This window comes from Clostridium sp. OM05-5BH (genome assembly GCF_003481505.1).
Lineage (GTDB): Bacteria > Bacillota > Clostridia > Lachnospirales > Lachnospiraceae > Otoolea > Otoolea fessa.
Genome location: NZ_QULJ01000001.1, coordinates 112342 through 131054 on the forward strand (window position 1 = coordinate 112342; position 18713 = coordinate 131054).

Here is an 18713-nt window from a genome sequence, read left to right on the forward strand (position 1 = left end):
TATGAGCCGTTTTTTGAGCAAAGCAAGCGAATCACTTCTTCCGTATACACCGGGTGAGCAGCCGCAGGGACGGAAATTTATCAAGCTGAACACAAACGAATGCCCGTATCCGCCAAGCCCGAAGGTTGCGGAGGCGATTCTGGCGGGGTATGAGGAAAATTCTTCTAAAATTATGCCGCTGGAACTTGCAAATTTACGCCTTTATTCGGATCCGGAAGAGCGCGTCCTCATCGAGGCGATCGCCGATCACTACGGCGTGGGAACAAACCAGGTCATTGCGGGCAATGGTTCCGACGAGATTTTAGGTTTTGCATTCCGGGCATTCTGCGACCAGAACGCGCCGCTTCAGTTCGCGGATCTGACGTATGGCTTTTATCCGGCACTCTGCGGGCTCTATGGAATCCCGTTCAAGGTAGTTCCGCTGGAGGAAGATTTTACATTAAATATCGAACCGTATAAAAATTGCGGAAATAATGTGATCATCGCTAATCCAAACGCCCCGACAGGCATGAACCTGCCGCTTTCTGCGATTGAGGAAGTAGCGGCGTCCAACCCGGACCGCGTTGTGATGGTGGATGAGGCGTATGTGGATTTCGGCGGCGAATCGTGTGTATCACTGCTTCCGAAATACGAAAATCTGGTGATTATCCAGACCTTTTCCAAATCCCGCAGCTTAGCCGGCGCGCGTGTCGGATTTGCCATCGCAAACCCGGAACTCATCGCGGATATGAACCGGATCAAATACAGTTTTAACCCGTACAACGTCAACCGCCTGTCGATTCTGGCTGGCGCGGCGGCGATGCGCGACTGGGACTACACGAAAGAATGTACCGGGCGCATCTGCAAAACGCGTGAAAAAACGACCGAGGCGCTCCGGGCACTTGGATTTACTGTGCTGGATTCGAAGACCAACTTCATTTTTGCCAAGAGCGGCGATATGCCGGGAAAAGTCTATTTTGACGGACTGCGCGAGGCAGGAATCCTGGTAAGACGCTGGGACAGCGAGCGGATCAAAGATTACGTCCGCATTTCCATCGGATCCGAGGAAGAGATGGAAACGTTTGTTGAGGAGACGAAGAAGCTGGTGGAAGCGGCGAGAAGTGCAGTTGTAAGATAGGCTGGAATTCAATAGGTTCACGCATTTACTGTGGGAACCGTATGAAAATGCTGGCAGCATGGTTTTTATAGATGGGGCAGCTGTGAATAAGAAAGGAAGGCTGGCAAAAATGTCAAGAGAACGCAAGATTTCATTAGAACGAAACACGGCAGAGACGAAAATCAGCCTGTCGATTGATTTAGATGGAACGGGAAAATATCAGGTCGATACGGGCTGCGGATTTTTAAACCATATGCTGGAGCTCTTTGCCAGACATGGACGGTTTGATCTCACATTGAAATGTGACGGAGATACGCAGGTCGATTACCATCATACGACAGAGGACATCGGAATCGCCATGGGACAGGCAATTTTAGAGGCGCTGGGCGACAAAAAGGGAATCCGTCGCTATGGAAGCTTCCTGCTTCCGATGGATGAAACACTGGTGATGACGGCCCTCGATTTAAGCGGACGCTCCTATCTGGTCATGGATGTGGACATCCCGACCGAAAAAGTGGGCGATTTTGATACCGAGCTTGTAAAGGAATTTATGACTGCACTGTCCTCCAACAGCCGGATGACGCTGCATTTCAAGATGTTTCACGGAGAAAACAGCCACCATATCATCGAGGCGATGTTTAAGGGACTGGGACGCGCGCTCGGCGAGGCGGTGTCGATTGACGAGAAGTACCGGGACGAGATTCCATCGACAAAAGGGGTATTATGATCTAAGATAAAAGTAAGCATAACAAATCTATTTAATGGGTTTATAATGATTCAGCAGGTTCCTGCGTTGACTGCGGGAACATACATGAATTGATATAGGAGGCTGCAAATGATAACAATTATTGACTACGGCGTGGGAAACCTGTTTTCCCTCAGTTCCTCCCTCAGTTACCTGGGACTGGAAAATAAAGTCAGCCGCGATCCGGAAGATTTAAGAAAAGCGGATCACATCATTTTACCGGGCGTCGGCGCGTATGGCGATGCGATTGCGAAGTTGCGCGGATCCGGAATGGCAGAGCCGCTGCTGGATGAAGCAAAAGCAGGCAAACCGATCATGGGAATCTGCCTCGGAATGCAGCTTCTCTTTGATAAAAGCTATGAATACGGCGAGCATCAGGGTCTGGGACTGATTCCGGGCGTGATGGCAGACTTAAAAGAAGACATTCCGGCAAACCTAAAAGTGCCGCACATGGGCTGGAACAGCCTGCATCTGACGGAAAAAGGAAAGAAACATCCACTGTTTAAATACAGCAAAGAGGGCGATTACGTCTACTTTGTCCACAGCTTCTATGGAAAAGATTGTGATGAGAGTCTGCTGGCAACCTCGGAGTACGGCATTCCGGTCACGGCGTCCGCGGCAAATGAAAATGTCATGGGCTGCCAGTTCCATCCGGAGAAGAGCGGGGAAGTGGGACTGCGGATTCTGAAGGCGTTTTCGGAGATATAATTAATAGAAAAACAAGAAAGGTAACTGTTTTTTCAGGCTTGTAGATTGGATTTAAACAGTTATGGAGAGGAAACGGACATGGAGCTATTTCCGGCGATTGATTTGCGGGACGGCAAGGCGGTGCGCCTGGTGCAGGGCGATTATAACCAGATGACAGTATTCAGCGACCGGCCGGAAGAGGTGGCGCTGGGATTCAAGGAGCAGGGCGCGAAAAACCTGCATGTGGTCGATCTGGACGGCGCGAAAGACGCGGCGCTGGCAAATTTTGACACGATAGAGAAGCTGATTAAGACAACGGGATTATTTGTAGAAGTCGGCGGCGGCATCCGCAACGAGGCATCCATCGACAAATACCTGTCGCTCGGAGCCGGACGCGTGATTCTCGGCACGGTGGCGGTCACAAATTATCCATTTGTCGAAGAAATGGTCCGCAAATACGGCGATAAAATTGCAGTCGGTGTGGACGCGAAGGACGATTTTGTGGCGACTCACGGGTGGCTTGAGACGAGCGAGGTAAGAGGCGTTGACTTCTGCCGCCGCCTGCGCGATACGGGAGTGAAAACGGTCATTTACACCGATATTTCCCGCGATGGAAAGATGCAGGGAACGAACCTGGAGCTTTATAAAGAATTATCGCAGATTGAAGGGCTGGATATCGTGGCGTCCGGTGGAATCAGCAGCCTCAAGGAGATTGAGATCTTGAAAAAAGAGGTGTATGGTGCGATTTTAGGAAAAGCGCTGTATCTGGGTGCGATTGATTTAAAGGAAGCACTGAAATATTCCGTTTAGGAGAAGCGCCGTATAAAAAGCGGCAAAAAATCATTCGAATCATTCGAATCGTTCGAATGAATAATCAGAAAAAGAAATCAGGAGGGAACGGCATGATTTCAAAACGTATTATTCCGTGTCTGGATGTAAAGAACGGGCGTGTCGTGAAAGGCGTCAACTTCGAGGGAATCCAGGATGTGGCGGATCCGGTCGAGATGGCAGAATTTTACAACCAGAGCGGCGCGGACGAGCTGGTATTTTATGATATTACGGCAAGTGTAGAAGGAAGAAAAATCTTTACCGACATCCTGACTGAGGCGGCAAAACGGGTTTTCATCCCGCTGACGGTCGGCGGCGGCATCAGCACGCTGGATGATTTCGACCGTGTTTTAAAATGTGGCGCGGACAAGGTCAGCGTCAACAGCGGCGCGATCAAAAATCCGGAGCTCATCACCGAGGCGGCACACCGCTACGGCGATCAGTGTGTGGTGCTTTCGATGGATGTTAAACGTGTTGGAGATGAATACCACGTATTTAAGCAGGGCGGGCGTGTCGATACAGGCATTGATGCGCTGGAATGGGCAGAATCCGGCGTCAGACGCGGCGCAGGCGAGCTGGTGGTCAACAGTATCGATACGGACGGTGTGAAGCAGGGATTTGACATTCCGATGCTTTTGGAGATCGCGAAGCGTGTCGATGTGCCGATTATTGCATCGGGAGGCGCGGGAAAGAAAGAAGACTTTTTAGACCTCTTCCAGTATCCGCAGATCGACGCGGGACTGGCGGCGAGTATTTTCCACCGGAAGGAAGTAAATATTAAGGAACTCAAGCAGTATTTGGCGGAGAATGGGGTGGAGATGCGGTTGATCTAAATCGTATAGATTTCCCAAAAGTTTGAGGGCGGCGCATTTTCTCGGAAGTGGCGGTGGTATATGTCATCGGAAGGAAAAGATGGCTGGTTTGAGGGCGGTGCTTTTTCGTGAGAGGGACGGAAAACAGGCATCCAGAAACTTCCGAAAAACGCTTTCGCTCTTGCGCCTACGCAGCGGTGCTAAGTTCGAAAAGACCTCACTAAGCACCGGCGTATGCGATGTTTTCTACAGTTTTTGGATGCCTGTTCTCCTGTGGAGCACGAAGGAGAGCGTCGGCGCTGCGCTGATCGTACGAAAACATGAGCCAGCAGGCAATTTTTAATGGAATTTTGCGCGTGACTGTGAAGGTACTGAACTGTTACGATGTAATTAAAATTTTAAGTGGTAAGGCAGGATAAAAATATGAGTGAGAATATCAACGAGATTGCAGGCGTAGAGCCGTCGTTTAAGATTGATGAGTTAAAGTTTAATGAGAAAGGTCTGATTCCGGCGATTGTGCAGGATCATTATAGCAAGAAGGTTCTGATGATGGCTTGGATGAATAGGGAGAGTCTGGAGATCAGCCTTCGTGAGAAGAAAACCTGTTTTTACAGCCGCAGCCGTCAGGAACTCTGGAGAAAGGGTGAGACGAGCGGGAATGTGCAGCATATTTCCAGTATTTATGCGGACTGCGATAAGGACACCTTGATTGTCGAGGTTGTCAAGGAAGGTCCGGCGTGTCATACGGGCGCGGAGAGCTGCTTCTTTGATCCGGTTTACCAGAACGAGGAGATTACGCCGTTTTCCTATGAGGGACTTTACGACCTCATTATGGGACGTAAGACGAATCCGAAGGAAGGAAGCTACACCACCTACCTGTTCGACAAAGGTCTGGACAAGATTCTGAAAAAGGTCGGCGAGGAATGCACCGAAGTTATCATCGCGGCAGCGAAGAAAGACAAGGACGAAACGATCTACGAGCTGGCAGATCTGTGTTACCATGCGATGGTTCTGATGGCAGACGCGGGCATCAGCGTGGAAGATGTGACGAAAGAGCTGGCGAAGCGGCATGTGGTGGATCATAAGGTGAAGCAGGAGTATATGCGGTAGAAAGCTCTTTTAAGTTTTTGGAGAGTGACGAATATAGTAGAAGGTAAGAATGGGCTATTGCGGATGCAGGTGTTTGCAATAGCCTATTTTTATACGAAAATTATATATATTAAGTGTATGGAATGCCTGGAGAATCAGGTTAAAAATAGGAGTGCAGAAGGAAAAAATGAAATTTGTGAAACAGCAAATGACAACAGATGCTGTTTCGCAAAATATAAGAAAAATGATATGGTCCTTTTTAATGATATGTGCACTCAATTTTAAATTTACAATGTAAAAAACATAGTTTTTACGAGAATGGACGTAAATAAGAATCAAATTTTGAGCACATTGAGAATCAAATTAAGTTTAAGTCTTGACGAAGTGGATGGTAGATGCTATACTAGACGTGGATTTAAGGAGGGAGATTCTCAGATGGCACAGTCGGCTGAAAAAAATATAAAGGAAAGAAGTTCACTGTATCCCATGTTTTCTATTAAAGAAATTGTGGATTTCATTAATGAAATTGTAAAAATCGGTGGAAAGCGTGTATCTATCAATACTATTGCAAGTGTTCTTGGATTTAGCGTGAAGACAAATTCCTTTCGGGCAAAGATTAGTACTGCAAAGCAGTTTGGATTGATTCGAGGTTCAAATGGAGCGGTTGAACTGACAGAACTTGCCAAGCGGATTGTCTATCCGGTTAATGAATTAGATACCAGACGCGCTATCGTAGAAAGCTTTTTATCGGCTCCGCTATATCGTAAGATCGTGGAAAGATATGAAAACCAGGCCCTTCCTAGTCAAGATAAGCTTAGTAATATACTTCTTTTAGAATACAATCTAACGAAAAGCGCTAAGGATATTGCCGCTGCGAAATTCATTGAAAATGCAGAGCAGGTAGGAATACTGAAAAACGGCATTATTCTTTTGGAATCAGATGAGAATGATATTGACTCCTTTGAGGATGAAAGTTCTTCTAAAGATTCTAAAGAGGTTAGTGAAAATAGTACCGCTGAATCCAAAGAGGAAGTTCTGACGTCGATGGAGCCGTCGGCGTATTGTTTTACAATACCAACACTTTCTGGTTCTGTGGCAAAGGTTATCATTCCCCAGAATGTGACCGAAAAAGATTTAGATTTCATCACACTTTACATTGAAAACATGTTACCCACTTTTATTTCCAACTTAAAAGAAGAGTTGGAAAAATAAAAGCAGACCACCCATAGGTGTTCTGCCTCTTGAATCTGTGTTGCAGCACAAATTCTGCCGACGAGTATGCCGGGATACGTATTTACATTTTTAAATGTATCATACTTTGTCGGGGATTTCAAGAGGAACCTTCAAAAAAGGAGGTGACCGCCTTATGGATAAGGAATATGTCTTAGTATATACTCCATATATTACTCGTAAGGGCGTGCGCATCTGGGCTTCACAATATGGCCTCAAGGTGTTCTGCCTGCGAATCCCTCGCGAAAAGTATCGCGGCTAATTGATGATCAAGATTCTATTCCGGCATAGAATCTTGATTTTTTTTGTAATTGAGAGAGACGGATAGAGTAATTATGAAACATAAAATCAATAAAATAACGGAAAAATCACAAAAATGTTGATATAAAAATCAGAAATTTGTATATTATATAAAAAGGAGATACAAAACATGTTGGTGCAATTTAAAATGAAAAACGTTCTTTCCTTTAAAGAAGAAACGATTTTTGATATGACAGCAATCAGCGCTTATAAAGAGCACCGTCGAACCTGATTGATATAGATACCAAGGAAAAATTCCTGCGGGTAGCAGCTATTTATGGCGCCAATGCCAGCGGAAAGTCCAATTTCGTGTGGGCACTACAGCTTTTTCGGCGGATTGTTTCCCAATCTTTGAACAATGTTGATGACGGAGCTGAGTCCGTACTCAAAAAATGCAGTAAACCATTTTCTTTTGAAGAGAACAAAGGTAATTCAGAATTTGAGATTGTACAGATTCTGCGGGACGAGGAGTATCAGTATGGGTTTGAGTACAATTCTGAGAAGATCGTGATGGAATGGCTGTACAGAAAGAGTTTAAAGACAAACCGTAAAGTGACGATTTTTGAGAGGACGATGCAAAAAGTAAATTTAGGGGTGTACGTTAGAAAAAAATGTGAAGCTTATAAAGATCAAATTCCACCAGAGACATTATTGTTATCTTTCTTTAATAAACTCAAGTTAAAAACAGATATTTTTAAAACGGTTTATTCAGGAATTACAGATGTACTGGTTTTTATGTCGGATGACTATGAAGATACAAGGTTTTTAGATGCTCTTTTACCTAAGGTAATTGATGGAAAAAAGGAAAAGTTATTAGAGTTTCTTACCGCAATAGATATTGGAATAAAGGATATTACTTATAAAGAAAAAGAAACGCTGTTTTTTACATTTCATAAAGGGGCGGATGGGGAATTATATCCTTTGAATTTATACGATGAGTCAGAAGGTACAATCAAGAGTATCATGCTTTTTATCCATGCACATATGGCAATTATCAATGATTATGTACTGGTGATGGATGAGCTAAATGTAAAATTACATCCATTGTTGTTAAAATTTTTTATTGATTTATTTTATGATAACAATTCAATGGCTCAGCTGATTTATACTACACATGATACGACATTAATGGATAAAAAATTCTTCCGAAGGGACCAGATTTGGTTTGTACAGAAAGACGAGCTGGGACATTCGGAATTATGTGCGCTTTCGGACTTTAAGGTGCGTTCCGATGCATCATTTGAAAAGGATTATCTGGCGGGGGTATATGGAGGAATTCCATTTCTTAAGGAGTTTTCCTTGAAAGAAGGTGAGTAAGAAGAGTATGTGTCAGCTGTGTAATGGCAACCGCATGGTTTTATAAGGCAGAATTAGTGCGGTATTATGGCAATTTTCTTGTGTTTTCTGTATGGAAATGTTACAATTAAATTGGAGAGCATTTCATTTTACAGTTACAAGGGGGAGTTATTATGAAACGTTTTAAAAAGTTTGGAACCGCGCTTTTATCCTGTATGATGCTGACGGCATCTTTCACAACAGTCTCAAATATGACGATGATTACAGCTGAGGCGCATCAGGGACGAACCGATGCACAAGGCGGTCATCATGACTACAAGAATAAGAGCGGTCTGGGAAGTTATCATTATCATTGTGGCGGCCATGAGGCACATCTTCATCCAAATGGAGTCTGCCCGTATAAGAATGGGGCTGTTTCGAATGGAAATACGTCCGGTCAGACGCAGACTCAGACACAGGCACAGTCCGCAGGTAATCAGAATCAGGTAGCGGAACAGATGAACATGTATCAGCCGGTGTTTGATGCAAATTATTATTATATGAATAATCCAGATTTGCAGTCGGTCGTTGGCTTAGATTCGCAAAAGTTATTTGAGCATTTTTATACGTGCGGTATGGCAGAAGGACGCAGGGCATCGGAGAATTTCGATGTCAGTGTATATAAGGCAAATAACCCGGATTTGGCGGCAGTGTTTGGAGACGATTTGAAGGCTTACTATACACATTATGTGCAGAGTGGGCAGTTGGAGAACCGGGTTTGCAAATAAAAATAGGTGATGGAAGAGAAAAGCCATGCGGTTATGTAATAAAGCCGCATGGCTTTCTATTTTCGCTTTTCTAAAACCAACTTCCGCATCCTTTGTTTCATGGAAGACCAAAACGGGGGCGGGAAAACGGTCCTGTTTTAGAGTTTAGAGAAATCTGAAAGCATATCTATAAAAGTTAAATGTCCTTGTTTCTTTTCAAAGTGATGCTTTCCGGTATGAAAAACATTTAAAGCATATATGGTTAAACCTATTTTTTTCATGGCATTGGCCTCCGAGGTAATATTTATAAATCTGTAATTTGTAAATGCTAACAAGCTAATTATAGAACTTATGTTCTGTAATGTCAACTGAGTTCGCTATCAGTCCGATATGTATTTCTAAGTAAATGTAGAATTTTGCCTTTGTACCCTTTATTTTAAATCAACTCCCGCAAGAAAAAAGCAATCTTCGATCCTCGATTTACCATATACTCCAGCACCATCTGAGTCTTCAAAGCCAGTTTTACATCATTTCTGAAATTCATGTGATGGCGTGATACAAAGAGACCGACGTACTCTTCCATATAATATAAGGTTTGCTGATAAAGCGGTAACCGGCAGTCAGGATCACGCGTGACTAGTTTATACATCCAGTTGATTCCGTTTTCAATGTAAGGTTCCTGCCCAACGGTATAGAGCAGCCGGGAAATCGCATAGAACAGGGCTTTGAGACTTCCTGATTTGTCGATAAAATCGTCAAAGAAAGCCGCTTTTTCTTCTGGAAGGAAAGCGCATCGGTGAACGCCGGATCTCCAGGGAGAATTGCCAAATAAATAGCTGATAATCACTTTGTCCAGTCCATAAGGATGGCGGTCAGCAAAAGAAACCTGTGGTTTGCTGCTTAATGCAAGAAAGTGAGGTTTCAGTAATTCCCATACATTCCAGAAAGTATCTGTCTTCCCACTGATATCCTGCATCCGGATAAGTTCAGTGAGCAGATATTCTGGGTTATCATTTCGAGCCAAATCTGCATATTGGAAAAATGCATTGATCAGACCTGCCTGTTCTGCCTGCTCACAATGGAGCAGAATATCTGCCAGCCAGGAAACATAGTTTATTGTATATCCAGAAAGTTCCCTGCGTTCGGCGCGCAAATCCCTGTTATCTGTAAAAACAAGTTCCATGACAAGATCTTTCGTTGCATCCGCGAATTTAAATGCCTCTGCTGCTTGGGGAGAGATCAAGGAAAGAAGCGTGAAAATTGTTATATTCTGGAGCTTGGAAAAATCAAAGTCGGTTATATCAACTGAGTCTTTCGCAAGCGCACGGGCAATCACATCCTCATTCCGCTTGAAAAAGTCATCGCTGGAAAATGACTCATTTTTCAAAAGCGCGTCTTCATAAGAATCGGCGAGGAGTGAAAACAGATACAGGAAATGCCATGCAGCATTCTGGCTGTGCACCCAGATGGTTGACGCGATTCCGTTCACGATACGGCTGTTGTAACTCCAGTCATTCAGTGCCAATTTAAGAAGCAGGCACAGAGGATTTTCGTCATTTATGGCGTTTATATTATCTTCATTGCTTAAAAGAACCAGTCCAACGGCAATCGCATCGATTCCATTTTCAGCCTGAACGATTTCAAAGTGAGAAGCGTGTGCAAATAAATCAGCAATAGAGAAAATGATACATTCGCATAATGTCCGATCTTCATGTGACAATGTTTCCTTAAAATCCCGAAGTAAAACAGCACTGGTGTAAGATGCGATCGCGGTAAAGCGGTGCACGATCACAGATATATCGTCGGAAGAGAGTTCCTCATTGCGAACTTCAGGGTCCATATATGCCCAGATTTCGTTCAGCTCTGAGCAAATGGTGCGGACATTCTCATACTTTTTATATTCCCGGAATTTAACATCATGGTGGAATTTATAATCGCTCCATAACTGTAAATCCATATATTTCAGATGAGGTTCATAGGCGGCGGCGCTCTTCTGGCTTAATGCTTTCATGTCTTCTGTAAAATCAGGGAGAACCGTACAGAGTGTCTGCCCGTGCTCATTTTCCCGAACATCAACAATTTCCTGATAACGCCGTAAATCCATCCGGTAATAGGCAAATTTGTCATTGGATGACCAGGTATCGATATCGGCAGCCGCTCGGTCAATCGCCTGATACAGCGTTTGCTTCCGCAATTCGAAGGCTTCTTTTGATAGACCGCTGGCGTTTGTTTGATACGATAAAATAACCTCTTCCAGCCGCTTTTTTCTGAAGGGAAGGCGGTTACTCTCCAGCCGTTCTTTTTCAAGAAGATCTTTTCCGGACAACAAAAAGGAAGCTGAGGATTCGGCGGTAAACCGATGTGAATCCAGATGAAACAGCTCTTTTGTGCGAAGAAGCTCGCAGACAATCTCAAATAGTTTATCTGGATAAGCTTCTGCGGCGCTGACGATCACGGAAGTTAACATAACATTGCAGGACTTTTGCAGGATATAGCGGCAATAATTAACAACAATATGAGTTTCTGAATGCTCGATAACCGTAAGAAGCCATTTTTCAAATCCCATCAAGAGACTAATCAGAAGATTTGGACCAACCGAAGTTCCGCGGTACATCTTCCAGAGTCGGTCAGATGCAATTTGTTCTACAGGTATATTGTTTACATAAATAGTAATGTTTGTACATTCCCCATAATCCTCATTTAAAGATGAATGTGCGTAGGAATTACCAGCTTGATTGCAAAAATCAATTAACCAATCAGTTACAAGATTTTGTTCGGCTTGCAGCAATGGGATAATTGGTGTTGCATAAGCGCTTGCGGTTTGATACCAAAAGTCCAGATGAGGATTTAAACCGAAATCTTCTTCAACATCAGGATGGGCGTAATGGGTACGAAGAGTCATATTGGAGCGAACCCACAATTTTGCCATCAGATGAAGCGCGATTTCAGGCATTGCAGCTGGAACCATTCCATAATGATAAATATCCGATACAGCACATTTTGCCAGGTCCGTATACATACGGGGAAGAGGAGGATGATTTTCATCGCCTGTTTTTTCATCTATTACCATTTGAAAAAGAGATTTTAAGGGTTCCTGAATCATCCATGCAGAATTTACCAATACATCCTGCAGCTTTTCTACCTGCCCTTTTTCAAAGGTATAACGCAGATCCTTGTCGTTGGCTATTTTTTGAAACAAAAATACCCCGATTTCTCCGGCCATGCGGGTGTTTTCTGATTTGGCATGAGCGAGGTGTTTGGTCCAGGAATCCAGTACCTCGATGATGATGGAGATCAGGCTTTCATCCCAAAGAATAGTCTCTTTTTGCTCCAGCAAAAATGCAAACAAAGCCTGCCAGGCATAGCCGGATGGCTTGGAAAGGCGAAACGGAATCAGATTTCCAGTACTCCAGTATTGCTCCCAGTTCTCTGCGGCGCGGCAGCAGGTGTTGATTAAAATGGCAAGTTTTCGTAACAGCTCATAGTTGTTTGCAGCCATCTTTTGTGTCAGCTTTTGATAAACTTCTTTTAAAGATTCCGTGCTGATAACCGTTAAGAGAATCTCATCTTTCCATATCCGCTCTACCTGTTCGCAGTCGAGAAGGTGGAAAATAAGCTCCTGCTGGGTTGGAACAGCGGCAAAATCAGCCAGCCATCCGCGAAATAGCTTTCGGATGCGGAGAGAAGGGTGGAAATCGGCAAAAAACTGCTCATTCAGGGTATCATGACGGTAGCGTTCAGTAAAAATATGACCGACAACCAACTCTTCAAATACATCATGGCTGTGCAAATATCTTCTGGCATCGTCGCTCTGGAACAGCACACCACTTTTCTCCAGCTCAGAAAGTGCCTCGGAATCATCCTCTGCGAGAATCTCATAATAATAAATCTCATTTTGAAGCATTTTCGTGGTCAAAGAAATAAGAGCCGTTTCCCTTCTGGTTGGCAGATTGTCCCTCCGCTTCCGGTTGTTACGGATGATATCATTCCAGATCTTTTCCTCAAATGCCTCACGGTTCAAAGAACGCATCGATTCATCCTCAAGGTTTTCCAGAGCCAGATATAAGCCCAGATAGAAAGGCGCACAGAGCAGATCCAGTAACCGCTTATCCTGTGGCAGCTGAAAACCATAGGTATGGGATAGAGTGGACAGCTTATCTAGGTTAATTGGTTCGACCTGGTAGGTCTGAACCTTGCTGCCGTGTAATAGAGAGTTTTGAAAAGAATCCCGGTACGCGGTTCGGAGTGTCAAAATGATTTTCCATCCAGCGGCTATAAAGCGGTTCAGGATATCCTCAAACGTTTCCTGATATTCACAAATAAAAAACTTTTCGGCTGCATCGATATAGAGCACACGTGTGACAGCCATTTTGTATACATCGATCACTTCATCCAAATTTAATTCGCCATAACGCGTCAAAAAATTTAGTATATCATTCACATCCAGATCGGTGCTTTTAAAGGCAAGGAACGCGCAGTCACCTGTAAGTTCATTTGTAAGCTGTTTTACCAGAGCCGATTTTCCGGAACCGGCAGCTCCGTCAATGAGCAAAACGGACATAGCTGAGTTTAGAAACGATCTAAGGTTCAGCTGTGTATGTTCCAGCGTAATATCGTTTTCTTTGTATCTTACACTGGTGTGAATATGATCAAATATTTCTTTTTTGTGTTTTTCAAGATTTTCACAGCAGGTCTGTACGGCAGAGTCCACCTGAAAAAACACATTGCGGCAAATGGTAAGCTGCTTATCCTGCATCAGCTGCGCTTCCAGATTGCTGGGAACCCGCCAGACAAGTTCAGTGCCAAGCTCTTCAGCGACCGCTTCCACTTTTTTCTGATAGGAGGGCATGATATCGTCCTTTTTAGAACTGGGAGAAAATTCACGGCTGATATAGAAATAGAGTGTTGTAATACCCGGATATCTCTGTGCGGCTCCCTTGACAGCGTCGATCAGTTCCTGTTCTTTGGAAGACATGGTAACACTGTCCGCATAGTATTTCGACTGGAAACCAATATAGCGATCGCCCACATGAATGGGATTTGTCTCAATATGGGGCTGGTTGAAGTAGCGGAAAATACCGTAGGGCTGCTGGAACTCATGGCAGAAGAGGTAGTATGTGAGGGATTCGAAGGCGTGTTGGGGATTGGTGGAGTATTTGTAGTTAAATGCGGTCCAGTTGACGGATGTTTGTGGGATCATGGGTGAGAGCCTCCTTTGGGTGGTGTGATAAGGGTATTGTAGCATAGGGGAGAGGGAAAGGGAAATGGGAAAAGCGGAGATTTGATGGAGTTATTGAAGGAATCAATGATTATGTGGATTTTCAAACAAGTAATATTGCGGATGTAGAAAAAGAATTTCATTGTGCAGTTGACGATTACCTTATATTTTGCAGTGAAGTTGGAAAGGAACCGGAAAGGGAATATAAAGGCACTTTTAATGTCAGGATTAAGCCAGAATTACATAAAAAACTGGCTTTTAAAGCGTTAGAAGATGGCGATTCTTTAAATAAAGCGGTAGAAAAAGCAATTGCTGTTTATTTATCGTATGGCAGAGCAAATGATATAAATAAAGATATAAAAAGAAGTTTATGTGTTGAAAAGGAGTATTGTAATGGCGGCTAATAAGAAAAATAATATTAATGTTGATAGACCAATAATTCAATCAAGTGGATACAATGGAAGTGAGCCTGTACGTATTTGTCCGAATTGTAATAAGCCAAAACCAATCAGCGAATTTGGTTTCCGTAAAATGGGAAATGGTCAAATTAGAAACCAGTCCTGGTGCAAAGACTGTAGATAAAGCGGGGTGAAAACTCCGCTTTTATCTTAAATTTAAGAATTTCCTAAACATTCCTTCCCACAAACTTCTATTGAATCCCCCCACAAACCGTAGTATAATAAACTAGACTTCGCATAGGCACAAATCCTCTAAAATCAGGGCGTGCCGGATGCGGACGCATGAAAGCGCGTTAAGAGGCGCAGAATAAGAATCAAAAGCACATGGAGTAAGCTGCCTGTGATCAATGTCATGGTCAGATGAAAGATGGAACATAGGATGGATCGAGATCGAATCCGGGCAGCCAGAAGGCGGCTCCGGGATGGCGAAGCATACCCATTGTGCACCTGAAAGCAGAGAAAATGCAAAGGAGAGTGCGATATGTGGTATGTGATCCAGACACAGACAGGCAGGGAACAGGAGCTGACAGAATGCATCGAACGCGTTTTGAAAGGAAATGGGTACCGCGCCTGTTTTGTGATTGAGCAGGAATGCGTCTGGCGCAATGCCGGGGAACTTTTGGAACACCAGAAACCGCTCTTTCCATCCTATGTTATCGCGGACACCGACACGCCGGAGGAATTCTTTCTGGCGTTAAAGCGGGTCCCGAAGCTTTCCAAACTCCTGCGGACGGACTGTGAATTCTGGGCGATCCGGGAGGAAGAGAAGAAACTGCTCTGCCAGATGATGGAGTTGGATGAATGTCTTGTCCGCCGCTCCTTTGTTACCCTTGACGAAGACGGCAACATCCTAACCGCCCAGGGACCATTATCCTTCTTCCTGGACAAGATTGTACGCAAGCGCATCCGTAAGCGGATCGTGACGGTGGAGGTTGAGCTTCTGGGAGAAAAGCGCAGGATAGAACTGGGAATCTGTCTGCCGGAAGATAAGTAAGATAAAGAGAAGGGACAGACTGTAAAAATAGAACCCTAAATTATAAAATTAAATAAAAAGGAAGGAACCAAAACACAAAAGCATGAATCAATTTGAGCAATACAAGCGCCTGATCAAGCTGGGATTTGCCCTGATATTGGTTGCGCTTCTGACAGGACTCTATGGCGTCATCTGGATCAATTGGTACAACAAGATTATCTGGGCGCCGTTCTTCCGCAGGGGTAACTGGATGATGATATTCATCTATGGACTCCTGCTTATTTTCTTTATGCAGCTGTACGGCGGATTTAAGATAGCGCTCCTGAAACGGGGCAATCTGATCTACTCGCAGATACTGGCGGTGGTAGTCACCAATATCATTACGTATTTCCAGATCAGCGTGCAGGATAAGAAATTCACGGCACCGGCGCCACTGGTGGTCAATCTGATAGGGGCGGTTGTCATCATCCTCGCGTGGACGATGACATTTCTCTGGCTGTACCGGGGCATGTTCCCGCCGAGAGAGCTGCTGCTGATCTCCGGCGATCACTCAGATTATCATTTGATTGAAAAAATGAATGCGCGGGAAGATAAATACATAATCAGCCAGATTGTCAGCTACCACGAAGAACCGGAACGCATCAAAGCGGAGATCGCCAAATACGACAGTGTGATTGTCGGAGATATACCGGCGCATGAGCGAAACTATATCATCAAATATTGTTTCGGCCAGAATATCCGGACATACAGCGTCCCGAAAATATCGGATATTTTACTTCGCAGTTCGGTGGAACTAAATCTGTTTGATTCGCCGCTGCTTTTATCGCGGAATAATCAGGGACTGCAGATTGAGCAGGAAATTATGAAACGGATCATCGACATCGTCGGATCACTCATCGGAATCGTTATCACGATTCCGATTTTTTTGATTGTAGGAATCTGTATTAAGATGACCGACGGCGGTCCGGTGATTTACCAGCAGACGCGCCTTACAAAAAACGGAAAGAAATTCCAGATATATAAATTTCGTACCATGGTGCAGAACGCGGAAGCAGATGGAAAGGCACGGCTGGCAAGCGAGGACGATCCGAGAATCCTGCCGATTGGCCGCCTCCTTCGTGCAACCCGCCTGGACGAGCTGCCGCAGATTTACAATATTCTGAAAGGCGATATGTCCATCGTGGGTCCGCGTCCGGAGCGCCCGGAGCTGGCGGCAGAGCTGGAAAAAGAGATTCCAGAATTTTCCTTCCGCCTGCAGGTCAAAGCCGGACTGACCGGTTATGCCCAGGTATATGGAAAATACAACACAACCCCTTATGACAAGCTGAAGCTGGATTTGACGTACATACGGAACTATTCCGTCCTGGAAGATCTGAAGCTGATTATCATGACGCCGAAGATCATGCTGATGAAAGAGAGTACGGAAGGGGTAAAAGAAGAACAGGAGCCGACAAACGGAAAATAAAACATGGAAAAACAAGCAGATATACGCATTTTGATTGCCTGTCATAAGCCAACATATGTGCCGAAAAATCCCCTTTTTTATCCGATGCAGGTGGGAACGGCTCTGACAGACCGGCGGCTGGAAGGAATGACATACCATGACAATGAGGGCGATAATATATCCGAAAAAAATCCAGATTATTGCGAACTGACAGCCCAGTACTGGGCGTGGAAACATTTGGATTGCGATTATTACGGATTTTTCCATTATCGCCGTTATCTGACCTTTCGCAACCTAAGCCCGGTGACTGCGAAAGGGAAAATAATAGGAAAACGTCATATCCCATATATAGAATTAGATTCCGTATGGGAAGATCTGACGCCATATTGGATCGAGGAAGACTGGATGTGCCGCCAGATCGAACAATACGATCTTCTGACCGTGTATCGCGAACGAATCAATACAACGGTTTACCGGCAATACTGTCAGTATCATGATGGAAACAATCTGGATCAGATGCTGGCACTTTTAAAACGGATTTATCCGGAATATGCAGATGCGGCGGACGCATATATGCATTCCAAAGAAATCTATTATATGAATATGTATATCATGAAAAAAGAGCTGTTCCAGAAATACATGGAATGGCTTTTTACGCTTTTAAGCGCCTTTGAAGCAGAGAGAAAAGAAGCAGACAGGCAGAAACAGGAGCCGAGACTGATTGGGTATCTGGCGGAGCGCCTGTTCGGCATCTTTTACTTATATCAGAGAAACAGGGGGGCGAAGTGTGCGGAACTTCCCTATCTGAAATTCTATCATACCGAACCGGGAAAGGAGGAAAGCACATCCAATATACGGGAATTCAGGCTAAAACCGACAAAAATCAAAATTAAAATAGACATGCGCAGATTAAACCGTTTGTTTCCGGCAGGAAGCCTGAGACGGGTTCTGTTGCGCGGGCTTTTTTTGAGATAAAAGCGAGAAGAGAGAAAGGAAAAACATATGAATTTGTTCTTAAGGCGATTGGGCGGATTTTATAAATACCGCTTTCTGATGCAGCAGCTTGTCACAAAAGACATTAAGCTGAAATACCGCAGAAGTTTTCTTGGATACCTTTGGAGTATTTTGAATCCGCTGATGGTTATGGTTATCATGGTAATCGTATTTTCCAATATGTTCCGGTCGGATATTACCAATTTCCCGGTATACCTGATTATCGGACAGACCCTTTATAACTTTATGAGTGAATCAACCACACAGGCGATTTTTTCCATCATTGGAAATGCGTCCCTGCTTAAAAAGACGTATGTACCGAAATATGTATTTACCGTCTCCAAAATCACAAGTTCCTTTGTAAATATGATATTTGCTCTGGGGGCACTTATTATCGTATTTATCGTGTGCCGGGTAGTCCCGAATGTATTCTTCCTGTTCATTCCGGTGATTCTTTTGCAGGAATATCTGTTCTGCCTGGGACTGGGAATGCTGTTAGCACAGGGATGTGTATTCTTCCGTGATATCCAGCATATTTACAATGCAGTACTGACCGCATGGATGTACCTGACCCCATTATTTTATCCGATCACCCTGCTTCCGGAGGCACTGCAGAAACTGGTTATGACCCTGAATCCGATGTACTTCTATATCACGCAGTTCAGACAGATCGTTCTGGAATGCCGGATGCCAGATTCGTATCTGATCATCGCCGGATTCGTGGCAGCAGGTATCGCACTTCTGGTCGGAGTGGGCGCGTTCTTAAAGACGCAGGATAAATTTATCTTATATATCTAG

At 44.3% G+C, this 18713-nt stretch carries 18 protein-coding genes; 16 read left to right on the forward strand and 2 right to left on the reverse strand.

The annotated features are described in order from the left end of the window. The first annotated feature begins 1 nt into the window (after position 1). The 10 genes from hisC (at position 2) to DXB70_RS00580 (ending at position 8850) form a co-directional block, all read left to right on the forward strand. Positions 2-1117, forward strand: coding sequence for a histidinol-phosphate transaminase (hisC, locus tag DXB70_RS00530; RefSeq protein ID WP_118468925.1), 1116 nt, complete (start codon positions 2-4; stop codon positions 1115-1117). A gap of 109 nt (positions 1118-1226) precedes the next feature. Beyond that, complete coding sequence (hisB, locus tag DXB70_RS00535; RefSeq protein WP_118672484.1) at positions 1227-1823, forward strand: imidazoleglycerol-phosphate dehydratase HisB; 597 nt, start codon at positions 1227-1229, stop codon at positions 1821-1823. Between the two features lie 108 nt (positions 1824-1931). After that, positions 1932-2549 (forward strand): imidazole glycerol phosphate synthase subunit HisH, encoded by a 618-nt coding sequence (gene hisH / locus DXB70_RS00540; RefSeq protein WP_022360499.1) that lies wholly within the window; start codon positions 1932-1934, stop codon positions 2547-2549. Positions 2550-2627: 78 nt separating this feature from the next. Further along, positions 2628-3338: a 1-(5-phosphoribosyl)-5-[(5-phosphoribosylamino)methylideneamino]imidazole-4-carboxamide isomerase gene (gene hisA, locus DXB70_RS00545; protein WP_118672485.1), complete on the forward strand. Its 711-nt coding sequence runs from the start codon at positions 2628-2630 to the stop codon at positions 3336-3338. A 92-nt stretch (positions 3339-3430) separates the two neighbouring features. Continuing rightward, positions 3431-4189 carry an imidazole glycerol phosphate synthase subunit HisF gene (gene hisF, locus DXB70_RS00550; RefSeq protein WP_117796566.1) on the forward strand — a complete coding sequence of 253 codons (759 nt, stop codon included), beginning with the start codon at positions 3431-3433 and terminating at the stop codon, positions 4187-4189. Positions 4190-4591: 402 nt separating this feature from the next. Beyond that, a complete protein-coding gene (hisIE, locus tag DXB70_RS00560) occupies positions 4592-5278 on the forward strand; it encodes a bifunctional phosphoribosyl-AMP cyclohydrolase/phosphoribosyl-ATP diphosphatase HisIE (protein ID WP_118628383.1) in 687 nt (228 codons plus the stop codon). A 414-nt stretch (positions 5279-5692) separates the two neighbouring features. Then, the gene (locus tag DXB70_RS00570; protein WP_117796563.1) at positions 5693-6469 is read left to right on the forward strand and encodes a hypothetical protein; all 777 of its coding nucleotides are present in this window, start codon (positions 5693-5695) and stop codon (positions 6467-6469) included. Positions 6470-6623: 154 nt separating this feature from the next. After that, entirely contained in the window at positions 6624-6749 is a 126-nt protein-coding gene (locus tag DXB70_RS14505) for a hypothetical protein (protein WP_270224331.1), read from the forward strand. A gap of 311 nt (positions 6750-7060) precedes the next feature. Further along, a complete protein-coding gene (locus tag DXB70_RS00575) occupies positions 7061-8104 on the forward strand; it encodes an ATP-binding protein (RefSeq protein WP_347559575.1) in 1044 nt (347 codons plus the stop codon). Between the two features lie 152 nt (positions 8105-8256). Then, the gene (locus tag DXB70_RS00580) at positions 8257-8850 is read left to right on the forward strand and encodes a YHYH domain-containing protein (RefSeq protein WP_118471639.1); all 594 of its coding nucleotides are present in this window, start codon (positions 8257-8259) and stop codon (positions 8848-8850) included. Between the two features lie 137 nt (positions 8851-8987). Here the strand turns inward: DXB70_RS00580 and DXB70_RS14510 are convergent, their stop codons facing one another. Further along, positions 8988-9110 carry a hypothetical protein gene (locus DXB70_RS14510; protein ID WP_270523436.1) on the reverse strand — a complete coding sequence of 41 codons (123 nt, stop codon included), beginning with the start codon at positions 9108-9110 and terminating at the stop codon, positions 8988-8990. Positions 9111-9265: 155 nt separating this feature from the next. Next, the gene (locus DXB70_RS14065) at positions 9266-14029 is read right to left on the reverse strand and encodes a hypothetical protein (protein WP_182448395.1); all 4764 of its coding nucleotides are present in this window, start codon (positions 14027-14029) and stop codon (positions 9266-9268) included. A gap of 113 nt (positions 14030-14142) precedes the next feature. Between DXB70_RS14065 and DXB70_RS00590 the strand changes: the two genes are divergently transcribed. The 6 genes from DXB70_RS00590 (at position 14143) to DXB70_RS00615 (ending at position 18713) form a co-directional block, all read left to right on the forward strand. After that, positions 14143-14451, forward strand: coding sequence for a type II toxin-antitoxin system HicB family antitoxin (locus tag DXB70_RS00590; RefSeq protein WP_243099865.1), 309 nt, complete (start codon positions 14143-14145; stop codon positions 14449-14451). Then, a complete protein-coding gene (locus tag DXB70_RS00595) occupies positions 14441-14629 on the forward strand; it encodes a hypothetical protein (protein ID WP_117796560.1) in 189 nt (62 codons plus the stop codon). Before DXB70_RS00590 ends, DXB70_RS00595 begins: the two co-directional genes overlap by 11 nt. Positions 14630-14986: 357 nt before the next feature. Continuing rightward, positions 14987-15499 (forward strand): transcription termination/antitermination NusG family protein, encoded by a 513-nt coding sequence (locus tag DXB70_RS00600; protein WP_118471636.1) that lies wholly within the window; start codon positions 14987-14989, stop codon positions 15497-15499. An 82-nt stretch (positions 15500-15581) separates the two neighbouring features. Further along, positions 15582-16943 carry an exopolysaccharide biosynthesis polyprenyl glycosylphosphotransferase gene (locus DXB70_RS00605; RefSeq protein WP_118471634.1) on the forward strand — a complete coding sequence of 454 codons (1362 nt, stop codon included), beginning with the start codon at positions 15582-15584 and terminating at the stop codon, positions 16941-16943. A 3-nt stretch (positions 16944-16946) separates the two neighbouring features. After that, a complete protein-coding gene (locus DXB70_RS00610; protein ID WP_118471632.1) occupies positions 16947-17897 on the forward strand; it encodes a DUF4422 domain-containing protein in 951 nt (316 codons plus the stop codon). Positions 17898-17924: 27 nt separating this feature from the next. After that, positions 17925-18713: an ABC transporter permease gene (locus DXB70_RS00615; protein ID WP_118672488.1), complete on the forward strand. Its 789-nt coding sequence runs from the start codon at positions 17925-17927 to the stop codon at positions 18711-18713.